The sequence below is a fragment of the Luteimonas gilva genome (assembly GCF_005239095.1).
GTDB classification, from domain to species: Bacteria; Pseudomonadota; Gammaproteobacteria; order Xanthomonadales; family Xanthomonadaceae; genus Luteimonas_C; species Luteimonas_C gilva.
In genome coordinates, this window is sequence record NZ_SZUA01000002.1 from 1,190,922 (window position 1) to 1,207,282 (window position 16,361).

A 16,361-nucleotide genomic window follows, 5' to 3' on the forward strand; every position below is an offset into this window, starting at 1 on the left:
TGCGCCAGGATGCCGCTATCGGCTAAAACCCGAGAGTTAACAGTTGAGCTGCAGGTGGGCGCACGGCTCTTGCGGTGTTACAGAATGGCGCGCACCATCGGCGAATTCATTGAACGAGGCGATCGCGCATGGCTGCGAATACTGGGCTTTTCGATGGGAAGTACACGGTTGCCGATGTGCAGGCGATGATCGCAGACGGACGGATCGCACCGACCAGTAAGACTTATCGATCTGCGGTCGCTTTCATGGAGCTGGGCGACGAAGCGCAGACGGCTGAAGCTAAGGCCAAGGAAGCGCATCTTTCCTCGGCCCGGACGCAACGGTGGATCCTGAGAATCGCCATAGCGGCCTTGCTCGTATCCTTGGCTGCGCTGGGATTGTCGGTGGTGGCGCTTAGCGAAAGTCATATCCACGTACCCGCCAAACCTTAGCTGCGGCGACAACAGCGGACTGCTGAAGCCGCCGCAGGTTCAAGTCGGTGTCGTTTTTCTAATGTTTCGCTTTCGCATCGCCCACGTAATCCAGTCGCCAGACGACGCCGCCGGCATCGTCGGCAATCAGCAGCGCGCCGTCCTTGGCCACCGCCACGGAGACCGGGCGCCCCCAAACCCGGGCTTCGTCCAAAACGAACCCCGTCATCACGTCCTCGTATTCGCCGGTGGGCGCACCGGCCGCATCGACCGGGATCCGGATCAGCTTCGGGCCCGTCCGTTGCGCGCGATTCCACGAACCGTGCTCGGCGACGAAGGCGGAGCCGCGCCATCGCGCCGGCAACCGCGCGCCCTCGGCGAAGCTGATGCCCATCGATGCGGAATGCGGTTGCAGCAGCACGTCGGGAATGGCGACGCGTCCGCGCAGATCGGGCCTCTCGCCGGCGAGCCGCGGATCCTCGTGGTCGCCGATGTACCACCAAGGCCAGCCGAAGAAAGCGCCTTCGGGCACGCGCGTCACGTAGTCGGGAACCAAGTCGTCGCCCAATCGATCGCGTTCGTTGGTCGAGCACCACACCGCGCCGTGGCGGGGCTGCACCGCGATGCCCGAGCAGTTGCGCAAGCCCGTCGCGTAAGGGCGGATGCGTCCGACTTCCGGCGCGAAGGCGACGACGCGTGCGCGTCCGGCTTCTTCGTCCCAAGTGGCGCCCAAGCCTTCGCGGCGTTGGATGGCTTGCGCCTGGGCCAGCGGCTTGCGCGACATGTTGTCGGCGACATTGGAGGCGGAGCCGATGCCGGTATACATCGCGCGGCCATCCAAGGACACGGCGAGATCGCGATTGGAATGCCCCGCGCTGGTGGGCGACAGGCGCGCGACGACGACTTCGGGAGGACCCGCCGCGCGCAGCGCGCCGGGCGTGTAGGCGTAGCGCACGATCCGATTGGTTTCGGCGACATAAAGCCAACGGGGGTGCGGCCCCTGCGGATAGAAAGCCATGCCGAAAGGTTCGGCCAATCCTTCGGCGAAGATTTCGTTGCTGCGCGCGCTGCGTCCGTCCGCGCCGGGCCGCAGCACGCGGATGCGGTTCGCGTCCGTTTCGGTGACGAAGACGTCGCCGTTGGGCGCCGTTTGCAGCATGCGCGGCGCCGTCATGCCCTGGGCGAACAGCGAGACGCGGAAACCGGACGGCACGCGCGGCCAGGCGTCCTTGGGACGCGGCACGATCCGGCTCGGATTGTTCGCGGATGTCTCGGGTGCGGGCGAGGGCAGATCGGAAGGCGAAATGCGATAGACGCGGCCGGGCGCATCGTCGCGCCAACCGCCGAATACGCCGCCCTTACTGCGCGCGGACGTTGCGCGCGCAGGGTCGGGCGCTGCGCCGCTCGGCAGGTTCGCCAGGAATGCGATCAGGTCCGCGCGCGTGGCGGCATCCGGCACGGTGGCCGTCATCGCGGTGCCGGGCGCGAGGCGTTGAGGTTCGGTCAGGAACGCGTCCAGGCGTTCGCGATCCCAGCGTCCGCCCAGCGTTCGCAACGCCGGCGTGTAACCGAAATCCATCGCCGCGACCGGGCGGCCGACGACGCCGCGCAGGTCGGGGCCGAGTCCGCCCGCGCCCGCGGGGCCGTGGCAGAGCGCGCATTGCGCCGCGTACGCAGGGGCGCCGCGCGCGGCGTCGGCCGCATTCGCCGTTTGCGGTTGCGCCGCGCTCTGCGGAGGCGATGGCGTGCACGCGGTTGCGGCGACCAGCGCGAAGAGAGCGGCGCCGCGCTTCGCCGCGCTCATCGCGCGCGCTCCGCGCCGATCGCGGCCGCGGCGGCCGCCGCGATGTCGCCGTCGATGTCCGAACGTCCGCCCGACACGCCGACCGCGCCGACGACTTGCCCGTCGACCAATACCGGCGCGCCGCCGTCGATCGGCATCATGTTCGGCGCGGCAAGGAGTTCGGCCGCTCCGCCTTCGACCGCTTGTTCGAATCCCCGGGTGCGGGCGCGAAACGCCGCGGAGGTCGTGGCTTTGCCGAGCGCGATCGCGAATGCGGCCGACGAAGCCCGATCCATGCACTCGGCCGTGCGCAGGTCGCCCGCGGCATTGAGCACCACGACGCACACGTTCTCTTTCCGCGTCCGCGCTTCAGCCAAAGCGCGCTGAAGCACGCGTTGCGCGCCGGTGCCGGACAGGCTGGCGACGGAGACCACGTCGCCGGCTTTGTCTCCGTCCGCAGCGGCGACCCACGCAGGGCATGCGGCGGCCAGGATCGCCGCCGTAACCCGGGTCGGGAGGCGGAAGCTGGCCGATTTATGGCGGTGCAGCATGAAAAACTCTCCTGGCATGAGGCAGATCGCGCTCAGGCCCATGGTGGCGGCGCGCCAGGTGTCCGAAAATACGTCGAATGGCGCACATCCTGTTTAGTATGAATTAACAATGAGCCGTCCCGACCTAGCCTTGCTGACGATCTTCGCCGAGGTCGCCCAACGCCGGAGTTTCCGCGCCGCCGCGCGTCATCTGCGCCTGTCCCCGTCGGCGGTCAGCCAGGCGGTGGGCAAACTGGAGGCGCGGCTGGAGGTCCGTCTGCTGGCGCGCACGACCCGCAGCGTCGCACCTACCGAAGACGGCCGCCGGCTGCTGCAGCAGATCGGCCCGGCGCTGGACGAAATCGGGGATGCGATGACGCGCTTCCGCGAGGCGCGCGGCGAGCCGGCCGGTTCGCTGCGGATCGTGTCGCATCGCCTTCCCGCGCAATTGCTGATCGCGCCGCGGATGGCGGCGTTTTCCCGCGCCCATCCGCAAGTCGCGCTGGAGATCTTCGTCGACGACGCCTTAGTCGATATCGTCTCCGCCGGCTTCGACGCCGGCGTGCGTCTGCACGAGAACCTGGAAGGCGACATGGTCGCCACTTCGTTGGGCGGCGCCCAGCGCATGATCGCCGTGGCCGCGCCGCACTTCTTCGACGCGCACCGCAAACTGTCCCACCCGCGCGAACTCGCCAAATTGCCGTGCCTGGGCCTGCGCCTGCAGAGCGGCCGCATCTACGATTGGGAATTCGAACGCAACGGCGAACGCGTCGCGGTGGCGGTGTCCGGGCCGATCACCTTCAACGACGACGACATCATGCTGATGGCGGCCAGGGACGGCGCGGGGATCGCCTTCGCCTTCGAAAAGCTCATCGAAGAAGACCTGCGCACCGGGCGCCTGGTGCCGATCCTGGAAGATTGGTCGCCGAGTTTTCCGGGGTTTTCGCTTTACTACCCGAGTAGGCGCCAACTGCGGCCGGCGTTGCGGGCTTTTATTGATTGGATGGCTTAGAGCGATCCGCGCCGACGTGCGCCGGCGCGGATCTGGATGCGCATCAAAGATGCTTGCGGCGTTCGAACTCGGCCTCGGTGGGATGTTCGAGCAGATCGAACGATCCGATTTCGATATCCCCCGCGCGCTCGTAAGCCGCCATCAGCACGCCGCTCGGCGAGACGGCGGATTGGGTCAGCTTGAAAGCGCTGGGCTGCGTGCCGCTACCGAATAGGCGCTTGCCCGTACCCAGCGCCAGCGGATAAGTCAGCAGCCGGCATTCGTCGACCAGGTCGTTTTCCAACAAAACTTGCACCAATTCGCTGCTGCCCTGCACCAGAAGGTTGGGGCCGTCTTGCCGTTTCAATGTGCGCAAGGCCGCGACGATGTCCGAGCCCAACGACTGCGTGTTCGCCCATGAAAGGCTTTCCGGGCGATGGGTGGCCACATATTTGGTGATGCGGTTGAAGCGCTTGGCGGCTTCGGCGTTCACGGCATCGAAGCTGCCTTGGCCGGGATCGGCTTGGACGTAAGGCCAGTAGGCGGCGAAGATGTCGTAAGTCTTGCGTCCGAGCAGCAGATCGAATTCCGGCTGCAGACTTTCGTCCATGAACGCGGCGACGGCTTCGTCCCAATAGGCGAGCGTCCAGCCGCCATGTTCGAAACCGCCGGTCGGGTCTTCGTGCGGTCCGCCCGGTGCCTGCATCACGCCGTCCATGCTGACGAACGCGCCGACGATGATCTTGCGCATGAGTTTTCTCCTGTCGAGACGGCCGGGAATCGGCGTCTTAGCCAGGCGACGAACGGAGGCGTCGGGGATCGACTTTTAAGGCCGGCCGCTTCGAGCGGCGGTCAGCCGAGCGTGGAGAGAGGCTGCGGAGCGGGCGCCGATGCGGCGGACGCACGCGCCGAAGCCGAAATCGGATCGCAGCCCGTTCGGCCAAACAGTTTCGTGCGGAGGATTTATCGATGGTGGCCGGGGAGGGAATCGAACCCCCGACACGGGGATTTTCAATCCCCTGCTCTACCAACTGAGCTACCCGGCCATCTGCTGCGGCCTGGGCCGAGCGAGCCCGTAATGGTACGTAAACGAGCGCCCCCGAGCAAGCCGGACCGTGGCTGAATGCCCTGTCCGACGGCGGGTTGCGGGCGGGCGGGGCGGGCGCATTATCTGAGCGACGGCGTCCCCACCACCGTTTTAGGAGCAAGCCATGAAGCGCGTTTCCCTGCTGTTGACCGCATCGATGCTGGCGCTGACGGCCACCGCCGGCTTCGCCAAGGAACCCACCCGCGACGAGGCCCGCTTGGCCAAGTACGAAGCCCACACCGGCGCGCCGGTGAAGAATTTCGCCTACCGCGACCCGAGGAGCTGGGAAGTGGTGGACGACACCCACATCCTGATGACCCTGCGTCCGACCGAGACTTATCTGCTGCGCTTGTCGGGCCTGTGCATCAAGAACGATCGCGGCGCGCCCGCCATCCGCATCAGTTCCCAGGCCGGCCGCGTGCAGGCCGGTTTCGACCGCGTCACTACCGGCGACGAGCCGTCGAGCTGCCGCATCGAAGAGATCCGCCCGGTCGACATGGCGGCGGTGAAGGCGGCGGGTCAGGCCAAGGCCAAGTAATTGCATTGATCTCTCCCCGGCTTCGCGTCGGGGAGAGATAGCGTTTAGGCTCCCGGCGGCACGTAGCCTGCCGGTCTCTCCGCCCCGCCGCCGAACAAGAACTTCTCCATTTCCTTCTCCAGGAAGGCGCGATGCTTCGGATCGCGCGGCGACAGCCGGTTCTCGTTGATCAGCATCGTCTGATGCGCCAGCCATGCGGCCCAGGCGGCTTTGCCGATGTGCGCGAATACGCGCTGACCCAACTCGCCGGGCCAAGGAGCGAAATCCAGGCCTTCGGTTTCGCGTTTTTCGTATTCGCAGTAAATGGTGCGAGGCATTCGCTAATTGTAGCCCGGCTTGGCCGCCGGCTCACCGGCGCGCATAGCGCAAGTGCGTGGCGGCGGGGCCGTCGAGAACGCTGTCGATGCGGAACTGCGGCCCGGGTTCGCTCAGGTTCTCGAAAAGTCGCCGTCCGCCGCCGAACAACACGGGCGCCAAAGCGATTTCCAACTCGTCGACGGCGCCCAAGTTCAAATATTGCTGGATTACATCCGCCCCGCCTGCGATACGGACATCGCGGCCGCCTGCGGATTCGCGAGCCAGTTCAAGGGCGCGCTCCGGCCCTTCATTGACGAAGTAAAAGGTCGTCCCGCCTGGGCGCGCCCACGCTTCGCGTTTTTCATGGGTGAGCACGTATACCGGCGTGTGGAACGGAGCCTCTTCCGGCCAGGCGACTTCGCCTTGGTCGAACATCCGCTTGCCCATGATGTTGGCGCCGATGCGCTCCGTGGTGCTGCGAACCAGGTCGTTGACGGGGCCGGTTTCTCCGCCCGAGCCGAGTTTGAGGTTCTCGCGGAAGTACTGTTGATTGATGATCCAGGACATCAGCGCGCCCCATTTCGCGCCCCAATTCTTGTACTCGGGCTTCCCCATGGTCATGCCTTCCGGCGCCATGTAGCCGTCGAGACTGAGTCCGATGTTGACGAATACTTTGCTCATGATCTCCTCGCGCATGTTCGGATGCCGGTCTAGCGTGCGGATCGCCGACCGGCGCATACCGCATCGTCACCGCTTTTGAGCCGAGTCCAAGCCGGCTCACTCGTTCGAGTCTATAGGCTTCGATAGCCCTGCGGATAATCCTTTGGGATCTCCGTGAGCCAGTCGCGTGTGGCCCCGGGTATCGCTGCGCTCAACCCGGGCTACGGGGGGCGATGGCTAGAAGCAGCTTGCGGATCGGCGCGGGGATGCCAAGCGATTCCAGCTCGTCGAACGCGACCCAACGCAAACCGCCATCGTCGTTCACCGCATCGCGCAAACCGAGCCCCTGCCAGCGCAGCGGTTGCAACTGCAAGCGATAGTGAGTGAACGCGTGCGCGATCGGCTCCAAGGCTTCGCCATGGTCGTAATCGCCGCGCAAATGCTTGCCGAACCAGGCCCGCGCGGTTTCGTGGTCCTCGGCTTCGGGCAAGGACCAGAGCGAGGCCCAGATGCCGGCGGGCGGCCGCTTCAACAGCAGCACGCGCGATCGCGCGTCTTGCGCCAGCAAGACCAAAGCGCGACGCTCCGGCACCGGTTTGTTCGGTTTCGCCGTGGGCAATTCGGCGACGCGGCCTTCGCGCAGCGCGGCGCAGTCGCTTTGCAGCGGACACAGCACGCAGGCCGGATCGTGGCGCGTGCACAGCGTCGCGCCGAAATCCATTTGCGCTTGGGTGTAATCGGCCATGCGCGCATAGGGCAGGTGCGATTCGGCCAGCCGCCACATCTCCTTTTCGACGGCGGGCGTGCCGGGCCAACCGGCGATGCCGTGGTAGCGCGCCATCACGCGCTTGACGTTGCCGTCCAGGATCGGAAAACGGTCGCCCCAAGCCTGCGCCAGGATCGCGCCCGCCGTACTGCGGCCGATGCCGGGCAAGGCCACCAGCGCGTCGAGATCGCGCGGCAGATCGCCGCCGTGCATCTCGACGCAGATCTTCGCGGTGGCGTGCAGATTGCGCGCGCGAGCGTAATAGCCCAGCCCCGACCACAGCGCCAACACGTCGTCTTGCGGCGCGGCGGCCAAGGCGGGCAGCGACGGCAGCGCTGCGACGAAGCGCTCGAAATACGGAATGACGGTCTGCACCTGGGTCTGCTGCAGCATGATTTCCGACAGCCACACGCGGTAAGGCGCGCGCGGATGCATCCACGGCAAGTCGTGGCGGCCGTCGCGGTCGTACCAGGCGAGCAATCGCGATGCGAAGCCGTCCGCGCTCATCGCGTCGCCGGCTCCGCGATCGCGGGATCTTCGATTTCGATCTCCACGCCTTCCAGATGCGCGCCGGAGACTTCCATCGCCGGCGTGCTCAAGCGACCGTCGAGCGGCGGCAGCGGCGAACCGTTGCTGCCGGCGTCGATCCAGGTGGCGATGTCCGGCAGACGGAAACGCCCGGCGAACTTCGTCGCATCGCGTTGCAGATCCAACGCGGCGATATCGGAGAAATCCGCTTTACCGGCGTAATCCAAAACGAACGGCAAGGGCGATTCCGACGCGCCGACCGGCGCAGGCAGGGCGGGCCAGGCTTGCGGCCATTCCGCGAGCTTGCCGGACAGCCGCAAGCTCAAGCCATCGCCGAAGCTCAAACGGCCGTGCGAATTCAAATTCGGAACGGCGCCTTCGCCGTGCACGACCGCACCCAACGGCGCGACGGCGATGCCGCCTTCGCGATAACGCAAAGGCCCCGCCAGGCCGAAGACGAAAGGCAGGTCGGTGTCCTTCGCGAGGTAACGCGCGTTCGCGCCGAGTTTCATGCGATCCAAGCCGATCCCGTCCGCGCCCGAATGCAGGCGGCCGCTCAGCACCGGCGACATCGGCAGCTTCCAGCCGCTCGATTCGACGGCGATGCGGCCGGCGATGCCGAGGCCGGCGTTCGCTGCCGGTTCGGTCAAAGCGATGCGCAGATCGAAGGGCAGGCGAGCGCCGTCCAGCGCGAAAGCGCCGCTCGCCGAAGCGCGCACGCGGCGATCGGGATGCAGCGACGGCAGCGACAGATCCAAATCTTCCAGCGCCCAGCCTTCGCCGAAGGCGCGGCCGCGGCCGATGCGCAGGCCGTCGGTCAATATGGGGATCTTGGTTTCGCTCGGCGGACGCGACGCTAGCCAACGTTGCAGCGCGGCGACGTCCAGTTGCGGTTCGTCCAATTCGATGCGTTCGACGGTGAGGTCCGCGCCGCGGGCGCGGATCGTCGACCAAGGCAGGGTCAGGTAGATACGCTTGGCGCGCAGCAGCGGCGCGGAGGCGCCCGGTTGCTTGGCGACCACGTCGCGCACCGCGATCATCGGCGTGCCGAGCAGACGGTATTCGCTGGCGCCGCTCGCGGCGATTTCAAGGCCGAGCGCGTCGCCGGCGCGGGACAACAACAGGCTCGCGACGCGATCGGGTTGCGCGAACCAGCGCAGCGCGAGCAGGCCCAGCAAAACCAGAACCGCGATCGCGACCAGCCAGATGCGGATGCGGCGGCTCACGGGCATCAATGGCCCAGCGACTCCGGCAACAGCGCATCGACGAACGCTTCGGCGTCGAACACGCGCAGGTCTTCCGGCCTTTCGCCGATGCCGGCGTAACGGATCGGAATGCCGAACTCGCGCGCCAGGGCGAACACCACGCCGCCCTTGGCCGTGCCGTCGAGCTTGGTGACGACCAATCCGGTCACGCCGACCGCCGCGTTGAACATGCGCAGCTGCGACAGCGCGTTCTGGCCGGTGGTGCCGTCGATCACCATCAGCACTTCGTGCGGGGCAGCGGGATCGAGTTTGCCCAGCACGCGGCGGATCTTGCCCAGTTCGTCCATCAATCCGGTCTGGGTGTGCAAGCGGCCGGCGGTGTCGGCGATCAGCACTTCGATGCCGCGCGATTTCGACGCCTGCAACGCGTCGAAGGCCACCGAGGCCGCATCCGCGTTCTGGCCCTGCGCGATCACCGGCACGCCGTTGCGCTCGCCCCAAGCCTGCAATTGCGCGACCGCGGCAGCGCGGAAGGTGTCGCCGGCGGCCAGCATCAGGCTGCGGCCTTCGTCTTTGAAGCGGTGCGCGAGTTTGCCGATGGTGGTGGTTTTGCCGACGCCGTTGACGCCCACCGTCAGCACGACGAAAGGCTTGGCGGACGGATCGACGACCAGAGGCCGCGCGACCGGCTGCAGCAATGCGATCAATTCGCCGCGCAGCCCGGCGAGCAGGGCGTTCGCGTCGGCGAATTCGCGCGCCTTCATCCGCTTGCGCAGCGATTCCACCAACTGCGTCGTCGCGGCGACGCCGACGTCGGCGGTCAGCAATGCGGTTTCGATCTCGTCGAGCAGATCGTCGTCGAGCTTGGGGTGGCGCGAGAACAATCCGCCGAAGCTGCGCGCGAACGCGCTGCCGCGCAGGCGGTCGCGCCAGCCGGGTTTGCCGGGCGCAGCCGGAGCCGTCTCGGCGGCGGCGACCGGCGGCGCGTCTTGCACCGGGGTTTCGGCGACCTCGCTAGGCGGACGATCGGAAGGCTCGGCAGCGGCCGGTTCCGGCTTCTTGCGGCGGAAAAAACTGACCATTGCCCATTAATCGCGGAGAATGCGCGCATGTTAACAAACGCGGACCGGCATCCCGCATGAAAAACCCGGCGGGCAAGGTGCGGATCATCGGCGGCCATTGGCGCGGCACCCGGCTCGACGTGGCCGACGCTCCGGGCCTGCGTCCCAGCGCGGACCGCGTCCGCGAAACCCTGTTCAACTGGCTGCAGCCGATGCTGCCGGGCGCGCGCGTGCTCGATCTGTTCGCGGGCACCGGCGCACTGGGATTGGAGGCGCTTTCGCGCGGCGCCCGCGAAGCTTTGCTGGTCGAACGCGACCCGGCATTGGCCGCGTCGCTGCAGGCGACCGTGGCCCGGCTGAAGGCCGAAAACCAGGCTACGGTCGTTCGCGCCGATGCGCTGGCCTTCCTGCGCGCGCCGCTGCACGGCCGCTTCGACCTGGTCTTCGTCGACCCGCCTTTCGCGGGCAATTTGTGGCCTACGGCGGTGGCCGCATTGCCGCCCTGGCTGTCGCCGCAGGCTTGGCTGTATTTGGAGTCTCCGACCGATGCGGCGGTAGAGCCCGGGCCGGGCTGGTCGCTGCATCGACAGGGCAGTACCCGCGAGGCGCGCTACGCACTGTTCCGCCGCGCCGACGGGGGCGCTGTTACACTGGCGCCCGCCAATGACGGCCCTCCGGCAAGCCTTGCATAGATGAGCGCGACCGAATGAGCATGGTGCGTACCCGTATCGCGGTTTACCCCGGCACCTTCGATCCGATCACCAACGGTCATATCGACCTGATCGATCGCGCCGCGCCCCTGTTCGAGCGCTTGATCGTGGGCGTCGCCGAAAGCCCGGCCAAGGGCCCGGCGCTGCCGCTCGAGCTGCGGGTGGAACTGGCCCGCGAAGCGGTGGCCCGTTTCCCCAACGTCGAGGTGCGCGGCTTCAACTCGCTGCTGGCCCACTTCGTCGCCGAACTGGGCGCGGGCGTGCTGCTGCGCGGCCTGCGCGCGGTGTCCGATTTCGAATACGAATTCCAGTTGGCCAGCATGAACCGCCATCTGATTCCGGACGTCGAGACTCTGTTCCTGACGCCGGCCGAGCAATACGGCTTCATCTCTTCTTCGCTGGTGCGCGAAATTTCCCGCCTGGGCGGCGACGTTTCGGCTTTCGTGCCGCCGGCGGTGGCCAAAGCGCTGCAGGCCGAATGGCAGCGCACACTCGCATGACCGTCACCTGGGGGATACACATGAAACTCACCACCCGTCTGATGCTGGCCGCCTGCCTTGCGTTGCCGTTCGCGGCCTGCAACAAGGAAGAAAAGCCGAAGGAAGCGGTCGCGGCCCCGGTCGCGGTGCCGACGACCGGCGACAAGAAGGCCTGGCAGGAATACATCAAAGACGTCGCCAAGCGGAACATGGAAGGCGTCACCAGCGCGCCCTACGCCTACTTCCTACCCGACGAATCCTCGCCCGATTTCGCCGGCGAGTACGAGCGTCAGCTGGAAAAGATGAAGGGCGACGTGGGCCGCGGCATTCTGGAAGGCAATATGCTCGTGTTCGGTTCACCGGCTTCGGCCAAGATGGCCGACGCGGTGATCGAATCGTTCAAGGAAATCCAGCCGGGTTCGATGAAGGGCGTCAAAGTCGTCTTCATCGGCGCGGCCGCCGACAACGAGCGGGTCAAGGCGGGCGTGGCGCCGGCCGGCGTCGATTACGTTTTCGTGCAGACCAAGTAATAGTGAAGCCGCGCGGGCGGTCGTCCGCGCGGCTTCGGTAAAGCCCGCCTTTTAGGAGCGGCTTTAGCCGCGAGCTCTTTACTCAAGCTCCGGCCACGTCTTTCGGGACGTGCGGAAAAGGCTCGCGGCTAAAGCCGCTCCTACATAAAGCGGCAAGCAGGACATGTCTCTCAGGATCAACGAACTCTGCGTCAACTGCGATGTCTGCGAGCCGGTCTGCCCGAACAAGGCGATATCGCAGGGCGAGACGATCTACGTGATCGATCCGGCGCGCTGCACCGAATGCGTCGGCCATTTCGACGAACCGCAGTGCGTGGTGGTGTGTCCGGTCGAGTGCATCGATCCGGATCCGGCGCATCCGGAAACCGAAACCGATCTGCTGGCGAAATTGCGCCGGCTCGAGGAGGAGTCGACTGAATGAAAAGCCAATCTCGCGAGCCGAAGACGCTCGAAGCCGTCATTCCCGCGAAAGCGGGAATCCAGTGTCTTTCGCTTGGGTTCCGCACGCTGCGGGAACGGCAAAGTCGCTGGATTCCCGCTTTCGCGGGAATGACGGCTAAAAAGCGATTCGCCGCATCCGTCTTGCTCGCAGGATTGCTGCTTTCTTCCACCGCCTGCGCCGACGCCCGCCGCGAACAACCCGCCGCCGCGCATCCGCCCGGCGCCGCCATCGCCAGCGCCCACGCTTTGGCCACGGAAGCCGGCATGCAGATGCTGCGCCAGGGCGGCAACGCGTTCGACGCCGCGGTGGCGACTTCCGCCGCGCTGTCGGTGGTCGAGCCGATCAGCAGCGGTCTCGGCGGCGGCGGCTTCTTCCTGCTGCACGATGCGAAAACCGGCAAAGACATTTTCGTCGATGCGCGCGAAACCGCGCCGGCCGCGGCGACGCCTGCGGAATACCTGCTGCAGAACGGCGAGTTCAACCGCGACCGCGCCGAGAACGGGCCGTGGTCGGCCGGCATTCCCGGTTTGCCCGCCGCGTTCGTCCACTTGGCCGACAAATACGGCCAGTTGCCGCTGAAGACCACGCTGGCGCCGGCGATCAAGCTCGCGCGCGAAGGCTTCCCGGTTTACGGCCGTCTCGCGCGCGGCTATGCGTCGCGGCGCGCGGTGATGGAACGCTACCCGGGCACGCGCGCAGTGTTCCTGGCCGGCGGCGCGCCGATCAAGGAAGGCGACGTCTTCAAGCAGCCCGACTTGGCGCGCACGCTGGAATCGCTGGCGTCGAAGGGTTTCGACGGTTTCTACAAAGGCGACGTCGCCGAAAAGCTCCTCGCCGGCGTGCATGCGGAAGGCGGGCGCTGGACCGCGCAGGAACTGGCCGGCTACCGGGTCAAGGAGCGCGCGCCGATCAGCTTCAAATACCGCGATTGGCGCATCGTCACCGCGCCGCCGCCGTCCTCCGGCGGCATCGCGCTGGCCGAGATGCTGCAGATCCTGCAAGGCTGGGATCTGCGCAAGCTCGACGAGGCGCACCGCATCCATCTGGTGGTGGAATCGATGCGCCGCGCGTTCCGCGACCGCACTTTCTATCTGGGCGATCCGGATTTCGTGAAGATCCCGATGCGCACGCTGGCCAGCCGCGACTACGCCGCCGGCCTGCGCGCGACCATCCATCCGGACAAGGCGACGCCGAGCGATCTGCTGTCCGGCCAGCAGACGCCGTTGGAAGACGAAGAAACCACCCATTTCTCGATCATCGACGCCGCAGGCAACCGCGTCGCCGCGACCCAGACGGTGAACCTCACCTATGGTTCCGGCTTGATTCCGCCCGGCACCGGCGTGCTGCTCAACGACGAGATGGACGATTTCGCGCTCAAGCCGGGCACGCCGAACGCATTCGGCGTGATGGGCTACGACGCCAACGCACCCGCGCCCGGCAAGCGCATGCTCAGTTCGATGACGCCGACCTTCATGGAGTCGCCCGACCGCGTCGCCGTACTCGGCACGCCGGGCGGTAGCCGTATCATCACCATGGTGCTGCTGGGCGTCCTGGGTTACGACCAGGGTCTGGACGCGCAAGCCGTCGCCGCATTGCCGCGCTACCACCACCAGTGGATGCCGGACGAGATCGAAGCCGAGAGCGGGGCAATCCCCGGGCCGGTGGCCAAGGAACTCCAAGCCATGGGCCATGGTCTGGATCTGCCGAGCGACGAAGCCGCCGGCGGACGCGGGTCCAGCCACGTCTGGGGCAATCTGCAGACGGTGCTGTGGGACCGCAAAGCCGGCACGCTGACCGGCGGCAGCGATCCGCGCAATCCGGTGGGCAAGGCCGAGGTGATGGCGGCTCCCGCCGCGGCGAAAGCTCGGTGATGCCGGCTTTGTAGAGCGGGGCTTGCCCCGCTGCTTTGTTGGAATAGCGTCGCGTTGGCCGTGTATAAAGCAGCGGGGCAAGCCCCGCTCTACAAAGAAAGAACGAGAAGCGTCCATGGCGGACAACGACAAAAAACCGTTCGTGCATATGGTTCCGGCGATCCTCACCGGCACCGCCGCGTTGATCGCTTCGCTGACCGCGGTGTACGTGAACCTGCGCGGCGACAAGGACGACAAGCCCGTGCCGCAGACTCTTGCGCCGAAAGACAGCGCTGCGCCGGCGGCGAAGACGCCCGCGCTGCTCTCGGACAAGCTTCATCTGCAATTGGACCGCATCGCCGTTCAGCACGACGGCTCGATCGGCACCACCGACTGGCGTTTCGCGATCGAAGCCGACGGCCAGCCGCTGCTGGTGTTCCGCCAGGACGATCTGGACGACACCGGCGGCAGCAACATCGCCAATCCCAAGGACGTGCGGACCGTGCTCAGCCTGCCGTCGGGGCAGCATGCGCGGCTGACGATCAAGGGCTGGCGCGGCAGCCGCCTGCGCCTGATCGAGGGCGAAGCGGACGTGACCGGCGAGGGCGCGGTCGGCGACGGCGCGGTGGCGCCGATTCCGGTCAAAGCCAAGAAAGACAGCGCCGGCGATTTCGTCTTCTATTTTTCGACCGACCGTCGGAACGCTGAATGACGGTGGCGCTAGCGGCTGTTTAACGCCGGCAAGCGCTAGAATCGGGCCATGAAACTCTGGTCCTTGCTCGGCAACTCGCAGAAGCTCGACGGCGGCGCGATGTTCGGCAACGCGCCGCGCGCCGTTTGGTCGAAATGGCTGCCGCCCGACGAATCCAACCGCGTGCCGCTGGCTTGCCGCGCGCTGCTCGCCAGTCCGCTGGCCGGCAAGACGGTGCTGTTCGAATCGGGCATCGGCGCGTTCTTCGAACCGAAGCTGCGCGAACGCTACGGCGTGGTCGAAGACCGGCACGTGCTGCTCGACTCTTTGCGCGCGGCCGGCTTCGAGCATCAGGACATCGACGTCGTGGTGCTGAGCCATCTGCATTTCGACCATGCCGGCGGCTTGCTCGCGCCGTGGGTGGAAGGCCGCGCGCCTGAGCTGCTGTTCCCCAACGCGACCTTCCTGGTCAGCGCCGCGTGCTGGGATCGCGCCCGCCAACCGCATCCGCGCGACCGCGCCAGCTTCATTCCCGAATTGCCCGGTTTGCTCGAAGCCAGCGGCCGGCTGGAATTGGTGGACGCCGAATATTCGCGCACGCTCGGCCACAGCGTGCGCTTCCATTTCAGCGACGGCCACACACCGGGCTTGATGCTGGCCGAGATCGTCGGTCCGGACAACGTCGGCGGGCATCCGCACGGCGGCGTGGTGTTCTGCGCCGACCTGATTCCCGGCCGGCCTTGGGTGCACGTGCCGATCACGATGGGCTACGACCGCAATCCGGAATTGCTGATCGACGAAAAGCGCGAGTTCCTGGCCGACAAGCTCGAGCGCAACGTGCATCTGTTCTTCACCCACGATCCGGACTGCGCGTTGGCGCAGGTCACCCGCGACGACAAGGGCAAATACGGCACCACGCACGAAGTCGCCGAACTGCAGGCGCGGGCCTTGATGGCATGAGGCGTTCGGCGGTGGGATGCTTGTTGTTGTTCGCCGCAGCCGCCGCTGCGCAGCAAGCGCCGGCGGGATTGCCGCAGCCGGACAAGTCGCCGCGCGACGCCGAATTCGGCGTGGTCAGCCGCAAGTTCGGCCTCGAACGCCGGGTCGAGATGTACCAATGGCGCGAAGCGGAGCAGGGCTACGAGAAGGTTTGGAGCGCGGTGCCGATCGCCTCGGCCGGTTTCGCGCGCGGCCACGACAATCCCAAGGACATTCCGCTGCCGAGCCGCCGCATCCTGCCGGCGACGATCAGCATCGACGGCAAGCCGCTGGATCCCGAAGCGATTTCGCGATTGGGCGAATGGCGCGGCTTCCGCCCGAATTTTTCGGCGCTGCCGGGCAACCTGTCCGCGACGTTCCAGCCGGAAGGCGACGGTTTGGGCAGCGCCGAAAATCCGCTGGATCCGCAGATCGGCGATCTGCGCGTGACTTGGCGCGAACTGGCTTTGCCCGCGTTGGACGGCAGGCTGGCGTTGGAAGGCGGCGTGTGGAAGTTGCGGCCGCAGGCGATCGATGAGCCGGTCGCGCAAGCCGGTTTGCCGGCCGCGCGAGTCGGCAAGGGCACGCTCGGTTGGTTGATCGGTGCGGGCCTTTTCGTGCTGGCGATCCTGGCGATCGTCGCGCTGATGCGGAATCGCCGTCGTTAGCGCTTGGCTTTCCTGTCTCTTTGCGAAGCATCGTTGTTTCGCGCCAAAAGCCGAACCCTCTCCCTGGCGCCTCGCGCCTGTCCCTCTCCCGCAAGGGTAGAGGGCAAAGCAAAGCTGCTTTTGTAGGCGCGAATTCATTCGCACGCTCTTGATCGAA

General features: G+C 66.6%; 19 protein-coding genes and 1 tRNA gene. 11 read left to right on the forward strand and 9 right to left on the reverse strand.

From position 1 onward, the window contains the following. Positions 1-128: 128 nt before the first annotated feature. Complete coding sequence (locus FCE95_RS13465) at positions 129-431, forward strand: hypothetical protein (protein ID WP_137267502.1); 303 nt, start codon at positions 129-131, stop codon at positions 429-431. A 58-nt stretch (positions 432-489) separates the two neighbouring features. On the opposite strand, the gene FCE95_RS13470 is transcribed toward FCE95_RS13465, so the two are convergent. Together FCE95_RS13470 and FCE95_RS13475 are read right to left on the reverse strand one after the other, a co-directional pair. Further along, complete coding sequence (locus FCE95_RS13470; RefSeq protein ID WP_189644755.1) at positions 490-2,214, reverse strand: PQQ-dependent sugar dehydrogenase; 1,725 nt, start codon at positions 2,212-2,214, stop codon at positions 490-492. Beyond that, positions 2,211-2,744, reverse strand: a complete 534-nt coding sequence (locus tag FCE95_RS13475) for a GlcG/HbpS family heme-binding protein (RefSeq protein WP_189644756.1) — start codon at positions 2,742-2,744, stop codon at positions 2,211-2,213. The genes FCE95_RS13470 and FCE95_RS13475 overlap by 4 nt, the downstream gene beginning before the upstream one ends. Before the next feature lie 109 nt (positions 2,745-2,853). Between FCE95_RS13475 and FCE95_RS13480 the strand changes: the two genes are divergently transcribed. Beyond that, positions 2,854-3,735 (forward strand): LysR family transcriptional regulator, encoded by an 882-nt coding sequence (locus FCE95_RS13480; RefSeq protein ID WP_137267504.1) that lies wholly within the window; start codon positions 2,854-2,856, stop codon positions 3,733-3,735. 43 nt (positions 3,736-3,778) lie between these two features. Here the strand turns inward: FCE95_RS13480 and FCE95_RS13485 are convergent, their stop codons facing one another. Continuing rightward, entirely contained in the window at positions 3,779-4,465 is a 687-nt protein-coding gene (locus FCE95_RS13485) for a dihydrofolate reductase family protein (protein ID WP_137267505.1), read from the reverse strand. Positions 4,466-4,684: 219 nt separating this feature from the next. Continuing rightward, positions 4,685-4,760 (reverse strand) — tRNA-Phe (locus tag FCE95_RS13490). Between the two features lie 165 nt (positions 4,761-4,925). Here FCE95_RS13490 and FCE95_RS13495 point away from each other — a divergent pair. Then, entirely contained in the window at positions 4,926-5,339 is a 414-nt protein-coding gene (locus tag FCE95_RS13495; RefSeq protein ID WP_137267506.1) for a DUF6491 family protein, read from the forward strand. Positions 5,340-5,383: 44 nt separating this feature from the next. Here FCE95_RS13495 and FCE95_RS13500 read toward each other — a convergent pair whose 3' ends face one another. The 5 genes from FCE95_RS13500 to ftsY form a co-directional block, all read right to left on the reverse strand. Next, a complete protein-coding gene (locus FCE95_RS13500) occupies positions 5,384-5,656 on the reverse strand; it encodes an oxidative damage protection protein (RefSeq protein ID WP_137267507.1) in 273 nt (90 codons plus the stop codon). A gap of 31 nt (positions 5,657-5,687) precedes the next feature. Then, positions 5,688-6,332 carry a dihydrofolate reductase family protein gene (locus FCE95_RS13505; RefSeq protein WP_223266891.1) on the reverse strand — a complete coding sequence of 215 codons (645 nt, stop codon included), beginning with the start codon at positions 6,330-6,332 and terminating at the stop codon, positions 5,688-5,690. A gap of 175 nt (positions 6,333-6,507) precedes the next feature. Then, entirely contained in the window at positions 6,508-7,569 is a 1,062-nt protein-coding gene (mutY, locus tag FCE95_RS13510) for an A/G-specific adenine glycosylase (protein WP_137267508.1), read from the reverse strand. Continuing rightward, positions 7,566-8,816, reverse strand: coding sequence for an AsmA family protein (locus FCE95_RS13515; protein ID WP_137267509.1), 1,251 nt, complete (start codon positions 8,814-8,816; stop codon positions 7,566-7,568). Before FCE95_RS13515 ends, mutY begins: the two co-directional genes overlap by 4 nt. Positions 8,817-8,821: 5 nt before the next feature. Further along, positions 8,822-9,877 (reverse strand): signal recognition particle-docking protein FtsY, encoded by a 1,056-nt coding sequence (ftsY, locus tag FCE95_RS13520; RefSeq protein ID WP_137267510.1) that lies wholly within the window; start codon positions 9,875-9,877, stop codon positions 8,822-8,824. A 56-nt stretch (positions 9,878-9,933) separates the two neighbouring features. Here ftsY and rsmD point away from each other — a divergent pair, with 56 nt between their 5' ends. The 8 genes from rsmD to FCE95_RS13560 all read left to right on the forward strand — a co-directional run bounded on the left by rsmD (position 9,934) and on the right by FCE95_RS13560 (position 16,204). Then, complete coding sequence (gene rsmD, locus FCE95_RS13525; RefSeq protein ID WP_137267511.1) at positions 9,934-10,548, forward strand: 16S rRNA (guanine(966)-N(2))-methyltransferase RsmD; 615 nt, start codon at positions 9,934-9,936, stop codon at positions 10,546-10,548. Between the two features lie 14 nt (positions 10,549-10,562). After that, positions 10,563-11,066, forward strand: coding sequence for a pantetheine-phosphate adenylyltransferase (coaD, locus tag FCE95_RS13530; RefSeq protein ID WP_137267512.1), 504 nt, complete (start codon positions 10,563-10,565; stop codon positions 11,064-11,066). A 20-nt stretch (positions 11,067-11,086) separates the two neighbouring features. After that, positions 11,087-11,575 (forward strand): hypothetical protein, encoded by a 489-nt coding sequence (locus FCE95_RS13535; protein WP_137267513.1) that lies wholly within the window; start codon positions 11,087-11,089, stop codon positions 11,573-11,575. A 163-nt stretch (positions 11,576-11,738) separates the two neighbouring features. Beyond that, positions 11,739-11,996, forward strand: coding sequence for a YfhL family 4Fe-4S dicluster ferredoxin (locus tag FCE95_RS13540; RefSeq protein WP_137267514.1), 258 nt, complete (start codon positions 11,739-11,741; stop codon positions 11,994-11,996). A gap of 128 nt (positions 11,997-12,124) precedes the next feature. After that, positions 12,125-13,888, forward strand: coding sequence for a gamma-glutamyltransferase (gene ggt, locus FCE95_RS13545; protein ID WP_137267515.1), 1,764 nt, complete (start codon positions 12,125-12,127; stop codon positions 13,886-13,888). Between the two features lie 115 nt (positions 13,889-14,003). After that, on the forward strand, positions 14,004-14,579 hold the full coding sequence (locus tag FCE95_RS13550; RefSeq protein ID WP_137267516.1) for a hypothetical protein: 576 nt from the start codon (positions 14,004-14,006) through the stop codon (positions 14,577-14,579). A 48-nt stretch (positions 14,580-14,627) separates the two neighbouring features. Next, on the forward strand, positions 14,628-15,518 hold the full coding sequence (locus FCE95_RS13555; RefSeq protein WP_137267517.1) for an MBL fold metallo-hydrolase: 891 nt from the start codon (positions 14,628-14,630) through the stop codon (positions 15,516-15,518). Beyond that, positions 15,515-16,204 carry a TMEM43 family protein gene (locus FCE95_RS13560; protein WP_137267518.1) on the forward strand — a complete coding sequence of 230 codons (690 nt, stop codon included), beginning with the start codon at positions 15,515-15,517 and terminating at the stop codon, positions 16,202-16,204. Before FCE95_RS13555 ends, FCE95_RS13560 begins: the two co-directional genes overlap by 4 nt. The last annotated feature ends 157 nt before the right edge of the window (positions 16,205-16,361 follow it).